This window comes from Aquimarina rubra (assembly GCF_042684305.1).
GTDB lineage: Bacteria > Bacteroidota > Bacteroidia > Flavobacteriales > Flavobacteriaceae > Aquimarina > Aquimarina rubra.
Genome location: NZ_JBHULE010000019.1, coordinates 1,607,874 through 1,632,405, shown reverse-complemented (window position 1 = coordinate 1,632,405; position 24,532 = coordinate 1,607,874). Strand labels below are relative to the sequence as shown.

21 protein-coding genes are annotated in these 24,532 nt (G+C 35.0%); all 21 read right to left on the bottom strand.

Going from position 1 to position 24,532, the window contains the following annotated elements; genetic code table 11:
• Nucleotides 1–16 precede the first annotated feature (16 nt).
• The 21 genes from ACFSR1_RS15610 to sov all read right to left on the bottom strand — a co-directional run bounded on the left by ACFSR1_RS15610 (nucleotide 17) and on the right by sov (nucleotide 24,532).
• The gene (locus ACFSR1_RS15610; RefSeq protein ID WP_378293950.1) at nucleotides 17–1,294 is read right to left on the bottom strand and encodes an efflux RND transporter periplasmic adaptor subunit; all 1,278 of its coding nucleotides are present in this window, start codon (nucleotides 1,292–1,294) and stop codon (nucleotides 17–19) included.
• 77 nt (nucleotides 1,295–1,371) lie between these two features.
• On the bottom strand, nucleotides 1,372–2,706 hold the full coding sequence (locus ACFSR1_RS15605; RefSeq protein ID WP_378293949.1) for a TolC family protein: 1,335 nt from the start codon (nucleotides 2,704–2,706) through the stop codon (nucleotides 1,372–1,374).
• 131 nt (nucleotides 2,707–2,837) lie between these two features.
• On the bottom strand, nucleotides 2,838–3,950 hold the full coding sequence (locus tag ACFSR1_RS15600) for an efflux RND transporter periplasmic adaptor subunit (RefSeq protein ID WP_378293948.1): 1,113 nt from the start codon (nucleotides 3,948–3,950) through the stop codon (nucleotides 2,838–2,840).
• 54 nt (nucleotides 3,951–4,004) lie between these two features.
• Nucleotides 4,005–5,270 (bottom strand): ABC transporter permease, encoded by a 1,266-nt coding sequence (locus ACFSR1_RS15595; RefSeq protein WP_378293947.1) that lies wholly within the window; start codon nucleotides 5,268–5,270, stop codon nucleotides 4,005–4,007.
• Between the two features lies 1 nt (nucleotide 5,271).
• Nucleotides 5,272–6,519, bottom strand: a complete 1,248-nt coding sequence (locus ACFSR1_RS15590; RefSeq protein WP_378293946.1) for an ABC transporter permease — start codon at nucleotides 6,517–6,519, stop codon at nucleotides 5,272–5,274.
• Nucleotides 6,512–7,213 carry an ABC transporter ATP-binding protein gene (locus tag ACFSR1_RS15585; RefSeq protein WP_378293945.1) on the bottom strand — a complete coding sequence of 234 codons (702 nt, stop codon included), beginning with the start codon at nucleotides 7,211–7,213 and terminating at the stop codon, nucleotides 6,512–6,514. Before ACFSR1_RS15585 ends, ACFSR1_RS15590 begins: the two co-directional genes overlap by 8 nt.
• 230 nt (nucleotides 7,214–7,443) lie before the next feature.
• Nucleotides 7,444–7,671 (bottom strand): hypothetical protein, encoded by a 228-nt coding sequence (locus ACFSR1_RS15580; protein WP_378293944.1) that lies wholly within the window; start codon nucleotides 7,669–7,671, stop codon nucleotides 7,444–7,446.
• Nucleotides 7,672–7,715: 44 nt separating this feature from the next.
• Nucleotides 7,716–8,261 (bottom strand): DUF420 domain-containing protein, encoded by a 546-nt coding sequence (locus ACFSR1_RS15575; RefSeq protein ID WP_378293943.1) that lies wholly within the window; start codon nucleotides 8,259–8,261, stop codon nucleotides 7,716–7,718.
• Nucleotides 8,254–8,988: an SCO family protein gene (locus tag ACFSR1_RS15570; RefSeq protein WP_378293942.1), complete on the bottom strand. Its 735-nt coding sequence runs from the start codon at nucleotides 8,986–8,988 to the stop codon at nucleotides 8,254–8,256. The genes ACFSR1_RS15575 and ACFSR1_RS15570 overlap by 8 nt, the downstream gene beginning before the upstream one ends.
• Before the next feature lie 4 nt (nucleotides 8,989–8,992).
• A complete protein-coding gene (locus tag ACFSR1_RS15565) occupies nucleotides 8,993–9,646 on the bottom strand; it encodes a hypothetical protein (RefSeq protein ID WP_378293941.1) in 654 nt (217 codons plus the stop codon).
• Nucleotides 9,647–9,750: 104 nt separating this feature from the next.
• Complete coding sequence (locus ACFSR1_RS15560) at nucleotides 9,751–10,110, bottom strand: cytochrome C oxidase subunit IV family protein (protein ID WP_378293940.1); 360 nt, start codon at nucleotides 10,108–10,110, stop codon at nucleotides 9,751–9,753.
• Between the two features lie 27 nt (nucleotides 10,111–10,137).
• Nucleotides 10,138–11,121, bottom strand: coding sequence for a cytochrome c oxidase subunit 3 (locus ACFSR1_RS15555; protein ID WP_378293939.1), 984 nt, complete (start codon nucleotides 11,119–11,121; stop codon nucleotides 10,138–10,140).
• 48 nt (nucleotides 11,122–11,169) lie between these two features.
• Nucleotides 11,170–11,751: a cytochrome c oxidase subunit 3 gene (locus ACFSR1_RS15550; RefSeq protein ID WP_378293938.1), complete on the bottom strand. Its 582-nt coding sequence runs from the start codon at nucleotides 11,749–11,751 to the stop codon at nucleotides 11,170–11,172.
• Nucleotides 11,742–12,644, bottom strand: coding sequence for a heme o synthase (gene cyoE / locus ACFSR1_RS15545; RefSeq protein ID WP_378293937.1), 903 nt, complete (start codon nucleotides 12,642–12,644; stop codon nucleotides 11,742–11,744). The genes ACFSR1_RS15550 and cyoE overlap by 10 nt, the downstream gene beginning before the upstream one ends.
• Before the next feature lie 199 nt (nucleotides 12,645–12,843).
• Nucleotides 12,844–13,587: an energy transducer TonB gene (locus ACFSR1_RS15540; RefSeq protein WP_378293936.1), complete on the bottom strand. Its 744-nt coding sequence runs from the start codon at nucleotides 13,585–13,587 to the stop codon at nucleotides 12,844–12,846.
• A gap of 127 nt (nucleotides 13,588–13,714) precedes the next feature.
• On the bottom strand, nucleotides 13,715–14,458 hold the full coding sequence (locus tag ACFSR1_RS15535; RefSeq protein ID WP_378293935.1) for an energy transducer TonB: 744 nt from the start codon (nucleotides 14,456–14,458) through the stop codon (nucleotides 13,715–13,717).
• Nucleotides 14,459–14,572: 114 nt separating this feature from the next.
• Nucleotides 14,573–15,478, bottom strand: a complete 906-nt coding sequence (locus ACFSR1_RS15530; RefSeq protein ID WP_378293934.1) for an energy transducer TonB — start codon at nucleotides 15,476–15,478, stop codon at nucleotides 14,573–14,575.
• A 39-nt stretch (nucleotides 15,479–15,517) separates the two neighbouring features.
• The gene (locus tag ACFSR1_RS15525) at nucleotides 15,518–16,243 is read right to left on the bottom strand and encodes an energy transducer TonB (protein ID WP_378293933.1); all 726 of its coding nucleotides are present in this window, start codon (nucleotides 16,241–16,243) and stop codon (nucleotides 15,518–15,520) included.
• Nucleotides 16,244–16,392: 149 nt separating this feature from the next.
• Nucleotides 16,393–16,788, bottom strand: a complete 396-nt coding sequence (locus tag ACFSR1_RS15520) for a VanZ family protein (RefSeq protein WP_378293932.1) — start codon at nucleotides 16,786–16,788, stop codon at nucleotides 16,393–16,395.
• Nucleotides 16,781–17,161 (bottom strand): glycine cleavage system protein GcvH, encoded by a 381-nt coding sequence (gene gcvH, locus ACFSR1_RS15515; RefSeq protein ID WP_378293931.1) that lies wholly within the window; start codon nucleotides 17,159–17,161, stop codon nucleotides 16,781–16,783. Before gcvH ends, ACFSR1_RS15520 begins: the two co-directional genes overlap by 8 nt.
• 162 nt (nucleotides 17,162–17,323) lie before the next feature.
• Nucleotides 17,324–24,532, bottom strand: a complete 7,209-nt coding sequence (gene sov / locus ACFSR1_RS15510) for a T9SS outer membrane translocon Sov/SprA (RefSeq protein ID WP_378293930.1) — start codon at nucleotides 24,530–24,532, stop codon at nucleotides 17,324–17,326.

The window sequence follows — 24,532 nt, the reverse complement described above, 5'->3', positions numbered from 1 at the left end:
ACCCTTAATTATCATATTACTCTTCAGTGTTTTTTTCCTTTTTAGAAGTCACTTTATCACCAGTCTTTAGTGTTTTGGTAACGATGTTATAAGGTCCTGTAATAACTTCTTCGCCAACCTGTAAACCTTCAGTAATTTCTATATTGCTATCATCCTGAATACCAGTTTTAATCACTCTTAATTTAGCAGCTCCTCCATCTTTAACAAATACACACTCAAATTTTTCATCAGATTCCTTAAGCTTTTCTTTTGTATAAGATCTCTTGGCTTTACTAGAAGTATCACTCTTAATCACTATCGCACTAATCGGAACTCCAATGATATTTTGTCTTTTATTAGTGATCACATCAACTGTAGCAGTCATACCCGGTCTAAAGGGAGAATAACTTTCTGGCTTATCCTTTACTAAGTCCTGATAGGATTCTTCGAGGATACGTACTTTAACTTTAAAATTCGTTACCTGGTCAGCACTTAATGTGTTTTCTGCGGAATTTGCAATCTCTGTAACTAATCCTTTAAACTGTTTTTTGAGGTAAGCGTCTACTTCTACAATAGTTGAATCTCCTAATGAAATTTTAACGATATCATTTTCGTTTACATCAACCTCAACTTCCATATTACTTAGATTAGCAACGCGTACGATTTCGGTTCCAGCCATTTGCTGTGTACCTACCACTCTCTCACCTAATTCTACAGATAATTTAGAAATAGTTCCACCCATTGGTGCATAAATTGTTGTTCTGTTCAGGTTATCTTTTGCTTCATTTACTGTAGCTTGTGCACTTTTTACACTATAAAATGCAGATTGTTTAGCAGCTTCGGCCACTTCAAATGATGAAACAGATGTATCCCATTCTGCTTTAGAAATTACTCCTTTATCAAATAATTCTTTATTACGATCATAGCTCAACTTTGCTTCCTTAAGACTTGCCTCAGCTTGTCTTAACCCGGCTCTTACATTTTCTAGCGCTGCCTGAGACCTGTTTAAACCAGATTGTATGATATCCGGATTAATTCTGACCAAAAGGTCTCCTTTTTTAACTTGTTGTCCTTCTTTGATTGGTAGATCAATGATTTCTCCAGAAACTTCAGAAGATAATTTTACCTCTACCTCCGGTTGAATTTTTCCGGTAGCTGAAACAGTTTCAATAATATCAAGTTTTTCAATTTTTGATATTTCTACTTCCTTTAGGTTTCCGTCTTTACCAAACCATCCTGCCTTTTTACCAAAGACCAGTCCAATAACTAAAACGACAACAATTATTAAAATGATTAGTAAAGTTTTTCTACTCATGACGTAATTTAAAAATTAATTCTATTGTATGAAATTACAACCTTTTTCATTAGTAGCCCAAACAGACTACTGGTTATTTACAATTTTATATCTGCTAGTTTTATTCCAAAATAAAGTTCTAGTACTTTGATTTTAAAAATATAATCAAACTTTGCCTGAACTTCATTACTTTGTGCATTTTCCAGCCTAAACTTGGATTGACTAAAGTCGAATGCATTCGTTCTTCCTACATCATACCTGTCTTTGGCATACTCATACGCTCTTTCCTGTGCTTTTACCGCAACTAATGATGCTTCGTAAGCTTCTGCGGATCCTTTTGCGTCCAGATATGCTTGATATACGTTACTATCTAGGTCTAATTCTGCTTGCTCTAATTGGAAAGCTGTTCGTTTTACATTAACCTTACTTCGCTTTACATTAACCCTTGACGAAAACCTATTGAGAATAGGCACACTCAATTGTAAACCATAAGAAAACCCATCATTTTCATAAAGTTGTTTTACAATATCTCTATCAAAGAAATCGTTATCTGCCCATCTTGTATTATATCCAAAGAATGCATTTAAGGTCGGATAGTACGCTCCTCTAGCAATCTGTAAATCTTTTTCTGCTAATAACTTGTTCTGTTCTGCAATCTGAACCTCATACCTAGATTGTCTTGCGGTACTTCTTATCTCATCAACTGATTTATCGAGTATAGACGTAGAAGGCACTAAATAATCTTGCTCTGCAATATCAAACTTTTCGTAATCTTTAATTAAAAGTGTTTGTGCTAACCCTACACGAGCAATCAATACCGCATTCTGAGCTTGAACAATACGCGTTAATTCATCAGCAGAAGTAGCTTCTATCTCTAGAAGATCCCCCTGTGGTAATACCCCAGCCTCGACAAGATCTTTGGTTCTTTTTAATTGCTCTAAAGTAATATCATGTTGCTTCTCTATTACTTTTAATGATTCCTTGTTTAATAATACTTGCAAATAACTATTGGCTACAAATAATGCAATATCATCCTTTGATTTACCAAGATTATATTGATTAACCAATCTGTTCAATTTGACCCTTTGTAATTGTCTAAAATTACGTAATCCGTCAAATAAAGTAAGTCCTAAATTAAATCCACCCGTCAGAGATGTAAATGTAGTACTCTCGAAAGTATTCGTTACAGGGTTAATGTTGGCTCCAGTATTTGAAGAAAGGGTTGCAGAAGTATTAACGGTAGGAACAAAATTTCCTAATGCTGCTAATTTATCAATTTCAGCGGCCTCTAAATTAAGTGCGGACTGTTTAATAGTTATGTTATTTTCTAAAGCATATTCTAGGCACTCTCGTAAGGTCCACTTTTTTTCTTGTGCCTGCGTAGCTAACATCCCAAAGAGGACAAAGCAAATAATCGAAATTTTAACTTTCATCTGTTTTTCTTTATTTTCAGAGGTCAGAAGGAAACTCACCCAAACATTTTATTAAAAACGCTTAAGATTTATTTCACAACACCTATTGGTATACTATTGATCGTTGTTGTTACACTTATTTGTAAAAAAAATTAATTTCCGAACTCCGGTTTCTTAATTTGATTCCAAACTTTAATTTTATCTTCTTTAGAAATTCCGCTTTTTATTTCTACGTTTATACCATCACTAACTCCTAATTCTACATCCCTATTCTCAAATTCTTGCTCTCCTGTAGCGACCTCTACAAAAGGCTTTTGAGTTTTAGGATCATATTGAATAAGAGATTCTTTCAGAGCCATAACGCTATCGACTTTTGCTAAAATGATTGATGCATTGGCACTTAATCCCGCTCTAATAAAAGTAGTATCTTTTTTATTTAAGGTTCCTTTTATTTCGAACTGAATAGCTCCATTTTCTTCTTTTCCTTTTGGCGCAATATAATCTAAAACAGCATCAAATTTTTTATTTTCAATAGCTCCAACGGTTATTTCCAAAGGTAGGTTTTCTTTTATTTTTCCAACTTCACTTTCATCTACCTTTCCTTCAAAAATCATTTTACCAACATCTGCTATGGCAGCTATAGTGGTACCATCATTAAAATTATTGGATTCAATGACTTGATTCCCTTCTTTTACAGGAACTTCTAATACCATTCCTGTAACTGTAGAACGTATTAGGGTATTGGCCGCACTTCCTAATCCTCTTGTAGTACCAGTACGAACGATCTGGTAATTCTGCTGAGCGGCTTCATAATTTTGTTTGGACTGCTTGTAAGATACGTCTGCGCCATCAAATTCATTAGCAGAAATTACTCCTTTATCAAATAGCTCTTTTTGACGATTGAAAACTTTTTCCTGATTATCCAAGTCTATTTTTGCAGTTTGGACAGCATTTTTGGCACTTTGTAATGACGATACGTTAGGAATAACCCTAATTTTAGCAATTAAATCCCCAGATTTGATCTGATCTCCTGCCTCGATATAAATTTCTTCAATAATTCCCGAAATATTTGGCTTTATTAAAACCTCCTCTTTTGGGACAATGCTGCCTGTAGCCACTGTCTTTTTAATTATTGTTTCCGTAGTACTTTGCTCTGTTTTATAAGTTACGGGATCTTCCTGATTTTTTTGATACAAATAATATAAGGCTCCTCCGAATATAACCACAATGAGAAGTAAAATAATGACAGTTATCGTTTTTTTCATTTTAGTATTTATTGATTTCTTACTATTCTAAATAGTTAATTGATTGATTTATAATTACTCTGCTCTTAAAGCATCTATTGGCTTTGTTTTTATGGCCACTTGTGCCGGTATTAATCCTGCTAGAAGACCACTGCTAATAAGGATCAATAAAGCGACAAAAACTACCGCAAGATCCACACTTGGATTCGCAAACATTGTATCTTCACTTTCCGGTATTCCTTCTAAAATCTTATTTGCTAAAAATAACACTCCTGTAGAAACTGCAATACCGGTCATTCCGGAAATGATCGTTAAAAAAATTGATTCTAATAGTATTTGTCCACGTACTGACCATGGCGATGCTCCCAAAGCTCTTCGTATACCTATTTCCTTTGTTCTTTCTTTGACAACAATAAGCATTATATTACTTATTCCTATGATACCTGATAGAAGCACTAAAACTCCTACGAAATATGCTACTCCTTTAAGTGCAATAAAAAGACCATTTATTTTACTAAATTCTTCATAAAGATCGAAATTTCCCACTGCACGATTATCCTCAGGGTGTATCGTATGATTTGTTTTAACCACATCGATAATATTTTTCTTAAGATTGGTTATAGAATTATCGTCTTCTGCGGTGATAGCCATCCAACCAACATTATCAGCTCTATTAAATGCCTGTGAAAAAGAAGTAAATGGGACATATATTTCGTTCTGCCCTCGCTCTCGGTCTCCATTGTTGGATTTTTTGACATAGGTGCCAATTACCATAAAACTTACTCCTTGTATCTTTATGTATTCCCCTATAGGTTCTTCTCCAAACTTGAACAACTCTTTCTTCACTCCCTCACCAATCACTGCCACTTTTCTGTTCTCGTCTATGTCACCATAGTTTATGAATCTTCCTGACGTAATTGTGATTGGATCTTGTTTGATAATTTCCGGATAGTCGCCATACACGTTAAACGCACCTGTATTCAACCCCCTAACTACATTATTAGTCCCTCCAAATCCTCCAAGTTGGTTGCGGGGCGATATATAAAGTAATCCCGGTACTTTTTCTCTAATAGAAGCTACATCTCCGATTTTAAAATTATATCTTCTTCCTTTAGGCAGTCCTTTATATGGTTTAGAAGCAACCTGAGTCCACATAAACATGGTATTAGTAGCAATGTCTCCAAAACCCCGCTTTACGCCGTTTTCTAATCCCTTACCAGCTGCCAATAATATCACCAGTATAAAGATACCCCAGAATACTCCAAAAGCTGTAAGCAAGGTTCTAAACCAGTTGGCGGTAAGCGCCTCTATAATTTCATTCCATCGGTCTCTGTTAAACATATTATTCGTCTCTTAATGCTACAATAGGTTTGATCTTTGCTGCTCTCCACGCTGGAAAAAAACCAGCAACTGCCCCTGCAAAAATTAGTATAAATACTGTGGTTAAAGCAACATTGAAATTCACCGAAGGACTTGATATAAAATCAGTTTCTATCATTGGACCCACAACTTCTAACAAAATCAAGCCACAAATCAAGCCTGCAAACCCTGCAATTGCCGTCACGAATATAGCCTCGTGCAAAATCATACCTATGATTGAAGAAGGAAGTGCTCCAATAGCCTTTCGAATTCCAATTTCTTTTGTTCTTTCTTTTACTATAATGAGCATAATATTACTCACTCCTACAACACCAGCAATAATTGTACATACACCTACCCACCAAAAAAATGCTTTGATCATAAAGATCAGACTATAAAAACGTTTTGCTTGTTCTAAAGAATTTCCAATTCCAATTGCTCTTTCATCTGTTGGGGCAATAACATGCTTATTCTTTAGGTATGAAGTTATCGTCGATACGAATTCTTCGGACTTTGCAACGGCTGTTTCAAAATCCTTCTCTGGTTTTAAGGTATATGAAAGGTTATTAATATTCTGCCCTCTATTGAAGACTTGCTGTGCTGTAGTTGATGGAACTGACACTTGTTCTTCTTCTCGTTCACCTCCTTTGTCCGAATACACTCCCACTACCTTAAATGGAATATCATTTAATCTCACATATTTTCCAATAGGATCTTCATCATTTTTAAATAAAGCTTCTTTAACTTTATTTCCTAAAGCTACTATTTTGTTTTTTTCATTAATATCCTGCTGATTGATGAACCTACCAGAAATCATAGATTGATTTTCAATAAATTGGAATCCCGGAAAAACACCTTCAATTCTATAACTACCCGATTCTTTTTTATAAGAAATTACCGCTCCCCATATTCGCACACGTGATGATTCATATTCTATAACATCTTCATTAGTTTTATGAATAAAATCAAAATCCTCATTCGTCATACTAAAAAATCTTCCTGGATTTAGTCCTTTATATTCTACAGAAGTAGGTCTTGTCCAGACCCAAATACTATTGGATGCATCGCCTTCAAATTCTTGTGCTATACCATTTTGCATACCTTGACCTACTCCTAGAAGAATTACCAAAATAAATATTCCAGAAGCTACAGAAAGTCCCGTTAAAAAAGTGCGCAACTTATTCTTTCGAATTGTATCAAATATTTCTTCCCAACGCTCTAAATTAAACATATGAATTGGCTCTTACTTGTTCTACAGTTCCATCGTCAATAATTACCCCATCTTTAAGATTAACTATTCTTTTGGTCATATGTGCGATATCTTCTTCGTGCGTTACGATAAGGATCGTTTTTCCTTCGTCGTTAATCCCTTGAATTAACTCCATTACTTCATAAGATGTTTTAGTATCCAAAGCACCTGTAGGTTCATCTGCTAATAAAACTTTTGGCTCGGAGGCTAGAGCCCGAGCGATCGCTACACGTTGCTTTTGTCCACCGGACAGCTCATTAGGAAGATGAGTCGCCCAATCAGCTAAGCCTACCTTATCTAAATAATGAAGAGCTTTGTCTGTTCTTTCCTTTCTTTTCATACCTTGATAATATAGTGGCATCGCAACATTATCTAGAGCATTTTTATAATTAATAAGATTGAAAGATTGAAAGATGAATCCAAGAAATTTATTTCTGTATTTAGCGGCTATCTTCTCATTAAGATTTTTGATAGGAAGATTATCTAAAAAATAACTTCCACTATCAGCTTCATCCAGCATTCCTAAGATATTAAGTAAGGTAGATTTTCCAGAACCCGAAGATCCCATAATAGCAACCAACTCCCCTTCTTTAACACTAAAATTAATACCTTTAAGTACGTGAAGGGAATTGCTTCCCATTTGGTAAGATTTATGTAAGTCTTTAATTTCGATCATACAGTAAGATTAAGATTCATAAGATGCAAAAAACACCTTTTTCTTTTGATCAAGACTCACTTACTTTATAATACTATAAATTCTAGCAGATTAATTTTCTAGTTTTCCCGTCTAGAAATAATTTGGATTGGTTAGTGTAGTCTTATACCATAAGACTTCTCCTACACCTATTTTGTTACACTTAATTGTGTTATGAAAATGTTAAAGATTAACAAATTAGAAGAAAGCTGCTAAATACTTTGAGAATTTTTCTTTTTATTTCTGTACATAACATATCCTATAGCACCAATAAGCACATACGGGATAATCATCAAATATACGATCCCATTATTGATACCTCTTGCAGTTTCTTGTCCTTCTTCACTTTCGAGTACTGCTCTGCACATAGCGCATTGCGCATCTACAGGAATTGTAAATAGTATTAATAAAACTGTTATATAGAATACTTTTCTTCTCATTTTGGATTCTAGCTTGGGCTGGAATGATAAATTAAACTTTTACATTAACCATAATAAGGAGAAATCATTAGATATACAACAACTCCGGATATTGCCACATATAGCCATATAGGAAATGTTATTCTGGCAATTTTTCTATGTTTGTCAAATCTTTTTGACAATGCTCTAACGTATGTAACCAAAACAAACGGAATTACGACCACAGATAAGATAATATGTGTGATCAATATGAAATAATATACATAACGTATAGTTCCTTCACCTCCAAATTTAGTAGAATCACTCGTCATATGATATGCAACATACATTACTAAAAACAACACTGAGCACGCAATTGCAGACTTCATAAGGTTTTCATGTAACTCAATCTTCTTATTCTTAATTGCCCAAAATGCCGCCAAGAGAATAACCGCTGTCAACCCATTAATACTTGCATAAATTGGAGGTAAAAAAGTAAGCGGTTTTACATCAAAACCCAATTTACGTAGATTAACACCAAATAATGCAGCTACCACTACCGGAATAGCTATCGACAATAGAACAATCCACTTATTATATTTACTTTCCTCTCTTGATGTGTTACTACTCATCTTTTTTCAATAATTTTTTGATATCTTCTAGCAAGATTGTCATCTGCTCCTCTTCTCCATTTTCATCTTTTTCTTCTTCTACCCCAATCGTACCTCGATAATATATTATTGGGTTTCCTGAAGCATCATAACGTGACCTAATATACCCCTCTTGATCGATCAAAGCAAAATATCCATTGTGTTCGAATCCACCAGGTACTTCTGGGTTTTCTGCGGCATAGATATTAAAACCAGCATTGGCCAGCTCATATAAATCCTCTCTTTCTCCAGTTAGTAGATTCCAATCAGGATTAGTAATTCCGTAATTTTCTGCATATTTCTTTAATATTCGGGGTGAGTCTCGTTTCGGATTAATCGTAAAAGAAGCTACTCCAAAATTTTCATAGTCTTTTAGTTCATTTTGCAAATACACTAGATTACGCGTCATTTTTGGGCATATTGTAGGACAACTGGTAAAGAAAAAATCTGCTACATACACCTTCCCTTTATAATCGTGATTCGTAATAACTAAACTATCTTGATTTAGAAAAGCAAACTCAGGGACTTTTCTTGGCTTCCCATTAATTTTTATATAAGCGAGTTTTTCGTTAGCTACTGGGTTCTGGGCGCTCATTCTATCATTTTTCACAATAGAAGACTCCTTTACCCTGTTTACAATTTTAGGAATAAAAATGATTCCAAAAATTAAAATGACAAACGATATACCAACGTATGAATATTTCTTCATTTTTCTATTTTTCTTTACGGTCTGCTTTGTATTTTTTTAGTGCTAAACGATATTCAGCAAGAATTACTTTTACATCATCTACCATAACATTGTTAAGATCTGCTACTGAACTCGTATCATAACCGTATATTTTTTGTTCTTTTTTATCGAGATTCTCTTCTCTGCCTCTTAGATTAGCCTGCTTGTCAATAATAAACACATAATTCGTTGCAAGTTGCTTATCCAACTTGTATGGAGTTTTAAGACCTTTAAAAAATCGTTGGATACTCTCAGGAGTCCCAAAAAGAAATTTCCAACCAGATACATCCACCATATCATCTAATTTGGTTAAAAGTTCTTTTGCAGCATCTTCACTCCCATAAGGTAAAATCATTACAAACTGAAAGTCTCTAAATTCGTAATTTTTTTTGTAGATCTTTTGATTCAGGTTAAATGCATTGCCTTTTTTATTATAAGCGTTTTCTCCAAAAAAGCCCAATATTGTAATCTTATCTTTTAAAGTTATCTGTTCTCCAGTAAGACTTTCGAAATCATCAAGATTACCTATAGATTCTTCTAAAATGGGAAGTTTAGAAAAGTTATCTACTGCTGAAGCAAAAAACAAATACACCACTATTGGTAGTATAAAAAGTATTCCGAGAACTAAAAATTTTTTCATTAAACTATAGACTTTACTTCGTTTGCAAAAATAAAAAAGACGGCTGAAACCAACCGTCTTTTGTAATCTTTTATTATGCTTTTAACGTATGTACAAAGCATCTATTAGAAGTCCCAGCTTTTGTGTCCAGCTTTAAACACTTCATATATATAATCACCTTCTGTTAGTAGTATAAACATTAAGTAACAGATTAGAAAAACTGCTGTCCAAACCACTGATCTTCTTAAACCTTTGGTTTCACCTTCCATATGCATAAAAGCCCAAGTAATATAGTATGCCTTATATATCGTAAGAATTATAAAGATCCAATTAAGCAATTTCATACTAATTACTGTAGTCTCTATCAAAAATGCAGGTTTTATAATACCTAGAATCACTTCAACTATCGTAACTACCGATAGTAAAATAAATACCATCCAAATTCTCTTGGTATTTGATTCATGATGTGCTGTATCGTGTGCCATAATATCTATTCTAAATTCTTTTTATTATTAAACCAGGTAGAAGAACGTAAATACAAATACCCAAACTAAATCTACAAAGTGCCAGTAAAGTCCAACTTTTTCTACCATTTCGTAATTCTTTCTTCTCTCATACGTACCTAATATCACATTGAAGAATATGATAATATTAATCACGACACCGGAGAATACGTGAAATCCGTGAAATCCAGTAATAAAGAAGAAGAAGTTAGCAAATAAGGGTGTTCCATATTCATTGTGGATCAAATTAGCACCTTCTACCACACCGATAGCATCGGTATTCAATCTTCTCAAAGATTCTTCTCTAGACAATATTGTTTTTTCTCCTTTGTCAGTAAGTATCTGTGTTCTAATTAAAAGATCGCTTCTTTTAGAAAAACCAGCTTTTATTTCTTCAACAGTATAGGTAGGTAGTGTTCCTTCTGATTCGTACCAGATTCCTTTTTTACTTTCGTGCTGTACTCTGTCTTGTGCATTATTTACAATAGCTACATCGTGCAAAGCAACTCTGTGTCCTTCGGTATCTACGAATTGAAGAATCTGTCCTCCCTTTGTCTCTATCGCACCATACTCTCCTTTGATGAAGTTTTTCCACTCCCAAGCCTGTGACCCTACAAATATTGCTCCTCCGATAATGGTAAGAAACATATAAAGAATCACTTTCTTTTGTTTCATATGATGACCTGCATCCACAGCTAACACCATAGTTACAGAAGAGAAAATCAATATAAATGTCATCAATGCTACATAATACATCGGTGCATCTACTCCGTGCAAAAATGGAAAGTGATTAAACACTTCATCCGCTATTGGCCATGAATCAATAAACTTAAATCTCGAAAAACCGTAAGCAGCAAGAAAACCAGAGAATGTAAGTGCATCAGACAGGATAAAAAACCACATCATCATCTTACCATAACTCGCCTTGAGTGGTTGATTACCTCCACCCCAGATTTTACCTTCTGTACCTGTATTAGTAACAGTTGTTTCCATATATAGAATTTGGTATTGTTAAATTTTCCACAAAAGTAATCAATTTTATTATCTAACGAAATATAAAAATAAAAAGAGATAAACCCACAAAACATCTACGAAATGCCAATACATAGCACCCAGTTCTAAACCAAGGGTTTGCCCTGTTTTATACTTTTGTTTAAAATGATTATAAATTACGACTAAAAGCACTATCAGCCCAACAATTACGTGAACTATATGCAATACTACTATGATATATAAAAAAGTTGGGACAATGTTAGCAGATGGACCTGTAAAATAATACCCTTGTGACATTATATCTGCAAAGCCTTGAAATTGCAAAAAAATAAACAGTATTCCTAAACTTAGCGTGGTTAACAATAAAAGTGTTGCAAGGCCTCTATTCTGATTTTCTATAGCTTTTTTAACAAAATGTAATGCTATACTACTAGCCAGTATTACAAAAGCACTTATAATAAAAGCATTAGGAAACTGAAGGTCTGTTAACCAATCTTCTCTTGTCTTACTAACCACGTATGCACTGGTAAGGCCTGCAAACGTCATTGTCATGCTTACCATTCCAAACCACATCATGGTTTTTTTTGCTCTCTTCTGTTTTTCGCTTGTTGTTCCTTGCGTTAAATCCATGCACGAATAAATTTATCTGCTACATAAATAATTTGTAGCAGTGTAATATAAGATACGCTTGCCAGCATTAATTGTTTTGCTGTCTTAGCGTCTTTAAATTTGTATAAACGAATTGCATATCTTAACAAAAACAATCCCAGAATTAGTATTAAAATTCCTGAAACCGGTGTTAAATACAATTTTCCTGTAACGCCAAAGACCGGTATTAACGAAGCAACAACTGTCCACAAAGTATAAATTATTACTTGAGTCGCTGTTCCTTTATCTCTTTTACCGGTTGGCAACATAAAGAACCCCCCTTTTTTATAATCCTCAAATAAAAACCAACCTATAGCCCAAAAATGTGGGAATTGCCAAAAAAACTGAACCATAAATAAAGTTCCGGGTTCTATACCAAAATCATTGGTTGCCGCTACCCATCCCAGCATAAATGGTATCGCCCCAGGAATAGCTCCTACAAAAACCGACAATGGAGTTTTGGTCTTTAGAGGGGTATACAAACTTACATATATAAATATCGAAATCGCCCCAAACATAGCTGTTTTCGGGTTGATAAAATACAAAACCGAAATACCTAAAATGGTAAATACTGCAGCAATAACAAAGGCTGTATTAACCGACATTCTTCCGGAAGGAATAGGTCTATTTTTGGTACGATCCATTAAAACATCCAGATCACGTTCGATAATTTGATTAAAAGCATTGGATGCCCCAACCATAAAATAACCACCGATTGATAGCAGTACTAATGTACTCCACGAAATCGTATCAACTCCTAATAAATAACCAGCTACAGATGAAAATACTACACTTAATGCTAATCGCATTTTAGTAATTTCCTTAAAATCCTGGATAACAGAAACTTTGGCAGTATCGACTTGGGTTATACTCAAATTTTGCACGTTTACTAAATAGCTTTTTTAAAAAGTGGTGCAAAGATATGCCTTAAAAGCATTTTAGGCAACTTATAACTATTTATAATTCACCTTTTAACAACTGTTTTAGCTAAACACACAAGTTTAAGCATGATTAAACTCATTTGTTTTAATACAATTGTATAAAAAAACCCAGCTTATGAAAGCTGGGTTTTTACTAATCAATAACCTTAAAAGTAATTGGTAAAATATAATTTACTTTTACCGGTTTATTTCCAATTTTTCCCGGTTCCATATTAGAGAACTTTTTTACAACTCTTCTCGCCTCTTTTTCCAATGCAGGATGTGGAGCCCTTACCTGAACTTCCTTAATAACTCCATCAATATCTACTTGAAATTGAACGTGGATTCTTTGCAAACCCTTTAGCCCATATTCTTCTCCTAAACCTGCATTGAATTTATTAGAAACTAACCTTTGAATTCTACTTGAAAAACAAGCAATTCTTTCATCGTTATTATCGTATTTTTCACAACCCGGATAGATAGGCGCTACAGTAACCTTATCAATAGGATATACAATCTTCTCATCACGACCCACTTCGATGATTGAGTCAATTGGAATTGCTGTAGACTTGCTGTTATTATTTTCACCTATTAGTTCTTTTTTCAGTTTTTGTAAAGCTAAATTGTTATCAACCACTTCTGGTTTCGTCCAGTCAGGCTCCTTAATCGTTTTGGTTTTAATAGTTACTTTTTTCTCAGGCTCTTTTTCAACCTTAAAAACATCCATCGTAAAATGAATTTCATCCACCTCTTTAGAAGCAATCTTTAGTGGTTCAACTACCGAAACCGAAGTATACATCTCGAAAATCACGTACGTGAATAAAAGGCTTGCGATAAGCCCAATCTGAAAGTTTACCAATGTACTTTTTCGTACATTAGCATCATGCTTGTTACTCATACTATTTAGTTTTAACGTTACAATTAAAACCTGAATCAACAAGCATACCAAAAAGGAATCCCGTTTACGATCATCGTAACGGGATTCTGATATTTCTAACTGTAATTGAATGTATTATGCAATCCGATTAATCCTGGATTTTAAACACAATTGGTAATTGATATTTTACCGTTACCGGAGTTTTACGTTGTTTTCCCGGTGTCATTGTAGGAAACAAACCGATTACTCTTTCTGCTTCTTTTTTTAGCTTTGGATGCGGAGCTCTAACCTGTATATTCTGAATAGTACCATCGGCAGCTACATCAAACAAGGTATATATCCTCTGCACACCACTTAATCCATAATCAGTTCCTATTCCTGTATCGAATTTTCTGGAAATAATTTTACTAATTTTCTCCGAAAAGCAAGCTGCTCTTTCTTTATTTGTTTTAAGATTTTCACAACCCGGAAAAATAGGCACATCCTCTACAACTGAAAAAGGAACATTTTCGGGGATCTCGTCTTCTTCATCATCTACAAGTGCATCTGGATTAAATGGCTTAGACTCTACCGGTTCTTCACTTTTAAACTCTTCGGTAATATCATCCAATGCCGCATCATCTTCTACTACTTCAAAATCAGTAGGATCCGGAATCGGCTCTGGTCTTTTTTGAGCGACCACTTTTTGCTCCGGTTCCTGGTAAACCTCAAACTCTCCATTCCAAATAAAAGGTTCATTTTCTAAGACTATCTGCTTGTCATCAGTCTTTTTGATAGGTTCTGAAGTATACACCTCAAACATTACATAGGTAAATAATAGACTTGCTATAAGTCCAATCTGAAAGTTTACCAATGTGCCTTTTCGCACATTAGCTTCATGCTTGTTACTCATATTATTTAGTTTTAACGTTACAGTTATTACTAAACACAACAAGCATACCAAAAAAAATCTCCTTTGCAATATAATTACAAAGGGGACTTCCATTATTCTAGTGATATCTTTTTCCTATTTTCCTTTAATTTGGAAAACAATCGGTAGCGAATATAAAGTTTTTACTGGTTTATCCTGTAGTTGAGCTGGTTTCATTTTCGGTAATAATTTTGCAACCCGTATAGCTTCATCCTGTAATTTTGGATGTGGACCTCTTGCACTGATCTCAATAACATTACCACACTCGCTTATTGCAAATTTCACATACACCCTATTTATTCCCGACAAACCGAGTTCCTCTCCTAACCCAGTATTATAATGATTTGATATATGTTGAAGCATGGCTTCTTTAAAACATTTTTTGTCTTTTTCAATTTCACCTGTTTCTATACAATCCGGATGAATCGCTGGCTTATCGTGTGGTACAATTATACTACCACTACCGTAATCCCTTCTAACACTTAAACCTCTTTTCTTAAATAAATCTAACGAATAAGCAACTTCAACTTTTTCGCCATTGTGTTCTCCTGGAACAACTGAGATTGTTGAAATACTATTTCCAATATATTGATTAAACACTTCATTATCACCTCTAACATTTAAACTTTTAATTGAACCATCAACAGTTATGATAAAATTTATGGTTGCTTTCAAGAATTCTTCTACGTTTTTATTTTGACTGTCAAAAGCTTTGTTTACTTCTTTATCGATTATGTGAATCAATGTATTTGTGAAACAGGCACGCAACTCACATTCCTCTATCCAATCACTACACTTTTCAAAAACCGGTGGCTTATCAACTTCCTCAAATGAAATTGGTTCATTAAATACCGATAATACTATATCATTTGTTGCTTTGAATAGATAATTATTAAAGACGACTAAGCTTATTATTAGGAGACTTTTTGTTAAATGCATTTGTACTAAATTATGATGGTTTTTTGTTGATTTGTTATAACCCGGAAATAAAAAAGCTTTCACGATTGTGAAAGCTTTCTTATGTATATATTTCAGTATTATTTAATCCTGAACCTGGAAAACGATTGGTAAAGAATACAGTACACCTACTGCTTTTCCTCTTTGTTTTCCCGGAGTCATTTTTGGAAGCATCTTTACTACTCTCTGCGCTTCTTTTTCTAGCCTTGGGTGAGGACCTCTTGCCTGAACACCTACTATGTTTCCGTTTCTATCAATTTTAAAACGAACATATATTCTGTTTACTCCAGAAAGCCCTAATTCACTACCAAGTTCTGTATTAAATTTACGGTTAACAAATTTCTTAACCTTATCACTCATACACTTCTTCTTTGCAGCATTTCCAGATTCTTTCTCACAACCTGGGAAAACCGGCACGTTCTCGATTACCGCAAACGGTACATCAGCGATTTCTTCTTCTTCCTCAACATCTTCTACTTCTTCTACTTCTACGATTTCTTCTTCCTGATTCGTTTCAGTAGATTCAATGATCGTTTCTTCTACTTCCTCTTCATCTTCTACAACATCAATAATCTCTGGTGCAGGTGGTGGTGGAGGTGGAGGCGGAGGTGTATTTAAGTTTTGAGTAATCGGAACTTCTTCTTCCTCCAATTCATCAAGATTAACCTGACCTATGTCAATGTTACTTCTATCATAAGTTTTCCACTCTATACTTTGCCAGGTAACAAACAAAACTAAAATTAGCCCAAGTTGTAAAAACAAGGCACTTTTTTTGGTTAAATCTGCTTTCGGATTTTTCTTAGGTTCCATATTACAATGTTATTATATGATTGCTAAAATAGCTAATTTCTTTTGTAATTTCCAATTAAAGATAAAAATGTAAAACAAAAAATACAATTTTTAACTTTTGAAGTATACAAACAAAGCCAAGATTCTTAACAATTGATCGTTTATAATTATTATTTGGGCGTATCACCCCTTAAGCTAACTAATTTATTCTTAAGCACTTTCAAAATAATCAATGCAAAAATAATGCCACTGGTGTTTGCTAACACATCATTCCATTCAGGACTTCGGTAAGTCGTTAATAGTGCTTGAAGCAATTCCATCAAAATCCCAAACAAAAAACCAAAAACTGATGCTCTAATTAAGCTTTGAGAAAATTCTTTGTGTTGCTTTTCTGAATAAAAGAAAAACAAAAACCAAATAATCGTAAAAACAAAATATGCTAACGAATGTCCAATTTTATCACTTCCGGTTATCTGAACATCTATTGGAATAAATACTCTAGCAAGAGACAACCAGCTTACCAAGCTAGTATATGCAAACGCCAACGTAAGCAAAAATTTATGCACCAATAAGGTCTTTATAAGCATCTGCTGATAAAAGATTATCGATTTGAGAGGCATCGGCTATCTTAATTTTCACCATCCAACCTTCTCCGTACGGATCATTGTTCACCAATTCTGGATCACTTTCTAAAGTTTCATTAAATTCTGTAATTTCTCCAGTTAAAGGAAGAAACAAATCAGAAACTGTTTTTACGGCCTCTACGGTACCAAAAACTTCTTCTTGTTCTAGTTCTTCACCAACGGTTTCAACTTCTACATAAACGATATCACCTAATTCACTCTGTGCAAAATCTGTGATTCCAACCGTAGCAATGTCTCCATCTATCTTAATCCATTCGTGATCCTTTGTGTATTTTAATTCTGAAGGAATATTCATCCGAAAAAGTATTTAAAAGTTGTTATTATTTTGAAGACGAAAATAAATCTATTTTATCAGATTTTAGAAAAACCACGCCAAAAATTATTAAAAATTAATCAATGACAGGCTATACCTGAATAAGCTCCACCAAAATTACAATCTATAGTTTACTAAAGAATGTTAATTTCCAAAATTATATCTAAGGGTAAAACCTCCTCGAATTGTAGTTTGCGGAAAAGCTGTAGAAATAGAATATTGGGAGAATGTATGATCGTAAAACAGTAAAGCGGTTAAATTCTTACTCAATGCATAATCCGTTGTAAACTTAATTCCGTAAATATCTTGTCCTGCAGTTACCTGAGTGTTATCAATATCCAGATATCTTATTACAGTTTCGTTTTGCCGCAGTGATAAATCCGCTCTAAAATTAAGATCACTCTTTAAGGTTGTCTTTTTACCTGCTATTTTGGTCACAAATGTTAAGTCTTGGATTCTATACCCAAGTCCAATAATATATTCATTACCTTGAATTTCTGTAAGTAAGTTATTATCAAAACTTAAGGATAAAGCTCTGTCTTTTTTCCATTCTGCCAAAATCTTAATGGAATTCTTCATTTCCATATCCAAACGTATGAGCGGACTAAATTGCTCAGTAAGATTAACATTTGCATATAATTCAGGATTCTTAAAGTTCTCTCCTTCATCCAATTCATCAGGATTATTTGGGTTATACTCAAGATTTGTCTGAAATTGATTAATGGTATAATTAGCACGGTATCCGTGTGCCATTGAGAATCTTTTGAAACGTTTCTTAAACCATTTCAGATTCATTAAACCTGTATACTTAATATCCCAGTTCGGAAGTGGAACATCTCTAAATGCTCCTTTCTGAACGTTTTCAGGATCGGCTCCCGTATATGCAGCAAGAAACGCAGGTAAGAGTACTGCTTGATTAGATCTTCCGTATCCATCAGGAAAACCATCTCCATCAGAATCCGTGGTAACCCCTCTTTCTGCTGCTAAACGCCTTGCTATGATCAACCTGTTTTCTCTAAACTCATCAAATGTTTCTGAAGTAAACTCATCACTTTTTTTGAATGCTGTTTTGATAAGCATTGTAGAGATTGTATAATTACCAAACACATTGGGTGTTAAGGAAAAATAAGGGTCGTATATATTTATCCCCAGTTCATTAAGCTCATTAGCATCTCCATCCCTATTTACTCTATAATTCTCGGTATAGGTTTCAGAATAATTCCTACTGGCACTAATATCGATTTTAAGGTCTTTTAGTAAATCCACAGAAGCCTGTACATTCAACTGCCGCCCTTCTACTTCTCTATATTGCTGGTTAAACTCGTCATACAAGGTTAACCAACCATTTCTAGCGGCTAAGTCTCTTATTTCTGCCTGACTACCAAAGGTAAAGCCTGCAGTAGGTTTTAAAGTTCCTACAAATCCCGGTTCTCGCAGATAACCCGGCAAGAAAATACCGTTATCCTGCTGATAATTAATATTTACTTTCTTTACCGCAGTAACCAGACCTATCGCGGTATTTAAAATTTTATCCCCAACAGTAAGTTTACTAGATTTCTTTTTGGTTCTCTTTTTATTGTTATCAGCCAATGCAGGTTTAGATGCTTCTTTCTCTTCACCTCCTTTTGCTGTTTTCTTTTTCTTCGCCTTCTTTCTTCCAGGTCTTTTCTTGGTTAAACCAACATACTTATATAAAGTACCCATATCCAAGGAACCATTTACAGTATGCACATTAGCATTTTGAATTGTGTTTCCTAAATCAGGAATTCCATCAAGGTTTTTTAACGCTTCACTACCTTTGGTCCATTGAAAATCTGCCGAATATGAATAGGTAGCCCTCATAAACTTGAACAAAGGAATTTTATTAAACGGAATTTCATAGTTGACTTGTAACTGCTGGCTATGAAAGTTAGGATCTCCTATATTAAACAAACCACTCCACACACCTATAGTTTCATCTACCCTGCCCTCATCATCGATAAAGTTCTTAACAATTCTATTATTTGCAGACGTAAAACTAAAGTTAAGAGATTTAGTCAGATTATAATTAATCCCGTATTGCCAATCAAACAGAAAGTTACGCTGAGTAAGAGGAAGTGGAGGTATGTCACCTTCATTAAGTGTAATATCTCTAAAGATTTGCTCGTTAAATTGTCTTGTAATATTTGAATTTACAGAAACACTTGTTGGTAAGAGGTTAAAGTTAAAGTCTTTTATCAGGTCAAAATATTTACTTTTCCCCAGCAACTTTATTTTCTTAAAAGGCTCCACCTCTTTTGGTTGAAAACTAAAATCATAAGTTCCTCCTAAACGAACACTCTGTTCTAAAGAATTTTCAATTTCAAAATCGTGATGATCTGTTTGGTTATAAGTTCCTGAAAAAGCGAAGTTCTCTACATCATACGGCATCGGTTTTGCATCGCCGGTTCGATCTTTTCGAAGACCAATCACATTAAAGCTTTGTCTTTTTGTATAGTTCACCGATTGCTTTCTTATTCTTTCTTTTTCGGCGGCGTCCGTTTGACGATCTAATCTATCATCTAACTCAATATCTAAAAACTCGGGATCATACTGCGGAGTAATCAGCTCTTCTCCTCTACTGTAATTAAATGGAACTTGTATACCCCATTTCTTCGGTAAAAGCTGCCCCAAATTAACATTAGTTGTTAGATCATATTGTTTTACATCTTCGATACTACGCTCATTTGGTCCTTGTTCTATCCCACCAAAACCTATGGTACTGATTCTTCCTGAAGCACTTACTGTGGCAAAATCCGCAACGTTAGCATCCACGCTTCCTACAGCAGCCCAACCACCTTGATTTTTAAGACCGCTTAAACGCATTTCGTTAAACCATACCGTACCAGATTCGTCGGAATTGCTTGAGTTTTTTACTCCGACCATCATGATCTGAATATCTCCAAAGTTTGGGTTTCCTTTTATCCCAACCCTAAGATTATTTGGACCATCAAAAAAGTTAAGATCTGCACTGCTCAATGAAGAAGTCCCTATCACCGTAGCCTTTATTTCCTGAAGAAACTCTAAAGGAAGATTAAGTCTATTTGCTTCTGGCCATACCTCATCCGGATTTGGATTATCTCTACTACCGCTTGAAACTTGTAAGGGTAATTCAATCTCATAAAAGTTGTTCGTAAAATCATTCCCCATTCTTATAAATGCAGTCAATTCATCGTCCGTCAATGAAGTTTGTGCCGGAAGGTTTTCTGCGTGTAAAAACATTTCCAAATTCTCATATTGACGCATATCCACATTGAAGTTTTTATAAACACCACGAGCATCATCTGGTTGCAGATTATTAACTGTTAAAGCTAATGCTCTTTCATCTTCTCTTATAGTCGTATTATTGTTGATTAACTCTTCTCTTCTTACACCAGGAGGAGTTGCATATCCAGGTGTTTCTTCTGAACTCACTGAGGTTACTATTACTTCATTTCCATCATTATTCAATCCATTTGTAAGATCATTTGTTGTGTTAAGCTGCACATACCTCCTGTAATCTCCTCGTACCAGATCCAAAGTAGCAAATCTCAAAATTACGGGCTGATCAAAATCAGTTACCACCATTCTCATAAAACGAATAGACCTGAAATCATTCTCACCAATATTTCTTCTACCAGTTGGTTCATAAATTGGGATTTTAAACCGAATCCATCTGGTACTCCTATTAATACCATTTAACACTAACTCATCAACAGGTTCAGGAGCATCAGAAATATATCCAGTACCCCCATCATTACCTACATCCATTCCTGGAAAAATAGGAATTTCATATTCATAATAGCTATCAATGGTATTCATAGTATTATCCCTGTTCACATCCTCTGCTGTAGGAAAAGTAGTATTTCCTCTATCATCGTTAGCAACGCTAGTTGGAGAATTTCCTTGAGAACCGTTGTAATCTTTATATCTTTCTATGATGTTTCCTTCAGCTTGTAAGAAATACCTGTAATTATCGTTTGCAGGGTCATCAGGATCAAATCCAGGAAACTCTGCTGCTTCCTGAACATCATCTAAACCATCATATCCCACATCTTGGTTTAACCTTGCTTGTCCTTCTGTATCAAATGCATAGATCAAGGATTGATTTACAGGAACCTTACCAAAATCCGTTGGAAATGTATCTTCATCAGATCCATCCGCAGGAAGTCCGTTTTCATATTGTTTCCTCCCATCTTTTAGTACATCTTCACTAATATTACCTAAATTAAAGATGATAGTTCCACTTGTTGCATTCGTAAGTGGTTCTTGTCCATCACCAGGGTCAAAAAAAGGATCCATCAACCAAAACTCAATAAATTCTACATTGGATTGCTCAAAATTAGTAGAAGTTATTTGTCTCATAATTCCACCAAAATTATCTTCAGGATTTGGCAGTATATTGTCCGAAGCATTATTGTTGTAATTGTAGGGACCTCGCTCGCTTGGTCTGTAATGTAAATCCAATGGAAACAATGACAAAGTTTGTCCAGGCGGCCTGTCAGTAACCGGAAAAATCTCATCAATAAAAACCCTTCTTGCCTCGTTAAAATTTAGATCCTCATCTGTAACACCGCTAGGTCTGGCATTACTATAAAACAAAGGATCAACTGTATACCACGACAAATCAGCCCTTCTGAATCCGGATTCAATTCCTGATAGCACCACCTCTTCATTAGGATTATTAGATCCAAAACCGATAGGTACACTAGAGAGTTCCCAGGATAATGCAGAGCTCACATCAACCTGTGTTTGTGCTCCTTCAAAATCATCAATGTAAGTAGTTACTTCGCCTCCAAAATCTGCTCCCTTTGGTGCTCCAGCTATCAAATAAGCCCCTTCTGCTCTTACCGAAACATTTGAAGGTACATCTGTATCAATATTAGGCAGCTTATTCACCATTCTGGTTAGGAACGGCACTTCTGTTGAGTAATTAAGATTGAATCCTAACAATGTATTGTTGATGGGTTCAAAGTTATAACTGGATTTTTGAGTTATTGGTCGCTCATTCAGATTTAAATAGGTCCCCCCGATAATAAAGTCATCACTAAATTTATGTTCAATATTTAAACCTGTAAACCGTTTGGTTTGTTGACCAAAAACTGCATTGTTCTCCGTCGAAACCTGGATAGGGGTGTTAGATGCTAACAAAGCTTCATCTAGAATATTTACTCTACCTAATTGATAATTTACCGTATAGTCTACACCTTCTTGTAAAGTCCTACCACCTGCGGTAACTGTAACCGAACCTTGCGGAACATTAAAAGCCCCTAATGGAATTCCATCTTGTCCAGAGGATTTGTACCTTCCTTTTAACCTGAAATATTGATTTTCTGCAGCTTGCTGACGTGCAATAATCTTCGTCTGCGTATATAACTCTCTAAAAACATATTTAGCTTGATTGTCATTATAGGCTCCGGGGTTGATGTAGTCATTTGGATTAGACGCCCCATCATTATCCAGCTTATTAAAAAGATGTTGCCCAAATGGCTCTACTGTGGTAAAGATAACTCTACCATTTTCCGGATCTATGGTTAATCCAGGGACATAATCAAAGAATCCATCTCCTGCCCCATCTGCACCCAATACAGGGTCATTATTAGGATTCAACCGATCCATATTAAAGACCGTTAATAATCTCGTTTGCTCTACATCATCAGGCAATGGTACAGAAGCACCTTCAGCTTGGGTGATGTAATTAACGGGAGAAGGGTTAGCGTATACGATATTCAATCTAAAATCTTCTGCACTCAATCTAAAGGCCCCCGTACTATAGATGTTTTTCATCATCAAATCCCAGATAGGAAGATCTACTCTAAAAACTGGGCTTTTAAGCATTTTTACTATCAAACTATTACTGGATCCAGACGGCACTCCTCCGCTAGAATCATTTCCTATAGTTGCATCCACCCCGTCATTAGCAAACTCTCCAACCTGATAGACAGTACCTCCAGAAGTGTATTGGAAAGCGACTGCCAATACCTCATCATTATTCAATTTTTGATTTAAAGAGATATACCCCAATTGTGTATTTAGTGTATACTCATTAGGATTTAATTGTCTTGCATTTTCTAAAATCGCATAATCCTCACCCTCACTAAAACCAGAAATGGCTCCTGTAAATCCACTCTGAACTGAAGATATCTGCCGTACTGCATCCGTTATAGGTCCTGCTGGCCCTATGGCAGTGGGATCTAGATCATTATTCCCGTTATCCGGAAAAGACCCAGCCGGTTGATTAAACAACGATGCTGGAATACTAAAATTACCAGCTACAGGAGATTCACCTAAATCTTGTAATGCCACTATGTTTCTGGCATCATTTAAAGTTTGTGCACTTGTTGCCCTATTTGTAAGCCATACTTCTATTCTGGTAATTTGGATATTGTTATTTATGAACGGATAGTTGGTCAGTGCATTATCGTATGTATCTCTAAAATAATGAGACAAGAAATAGTGTCTATTATCGTCGTACTCTACTGCTTCTATTTCAAAATCCTCAACAGTTCCTCCTCCTTGAACGTTCACTGATCTGGTTTCGGATCGCTGTTCGGAATAAACGGCTGTTACGGTCGTTCTACCAAACTGTAATCCAAGTTTTGCTCCAAAAAGACTTTGAGACCCTTGAATTAGAGAATTGTTTATCGGCATGGCTACGTTACCAATTTCGATACTTCTTATAATATCATCCTCTGTGGGCGTATATTCTAATTTTATCTGGTTCTGAAAATCAAATGTAGACTCTGTATCGTAATTGGCTGTTATTTGAAGTCTTTTTCCAACCTTTCCTAGTAGACTTAAACTAATTCTTTGATCAAAATCAAATGTAAAGTTGCTACGGTTTCTGGGAGAAAAAGCAGGATTATCTTGTTTGGTATATAAGATACCCAAATCCATTTCCACAGATCCTTGCGGAATTATCTCGATCTCATTACCCCCAAAAATGGTTTCAAAAAAACTGGAATTTACATAGAAAATAGGAAGAAGGTTTTTACGTTTTTCTTCACTCCCATCAGTTTTTCCACTAAAAGCACTTATTTTTTCCTTAAAATAGTCTCTTCTTTGCTCTTCTTCTACTAATGCTTCGAATTCTTCTGGAGTAAGAAAAAGTGGGTACCTGACATTAAAACTCCCCAACATTTCTCGATAAATATAGCGATTGGTGATTGGGTCATACTCATATTTTGATACGATGCTATTAGGATCGGGAAGAGAAATCTCACCCAATGAAAAGGTTGTACTTGTAGAATCACGAACGGTCTCGTTCTCCTGACCAAAAAGCACTCCACTATACAGTGCAATTAAACAAACTATTCTCTTTAAAAATTTAAAGTGTAAGGAATGTAACGAACTCAA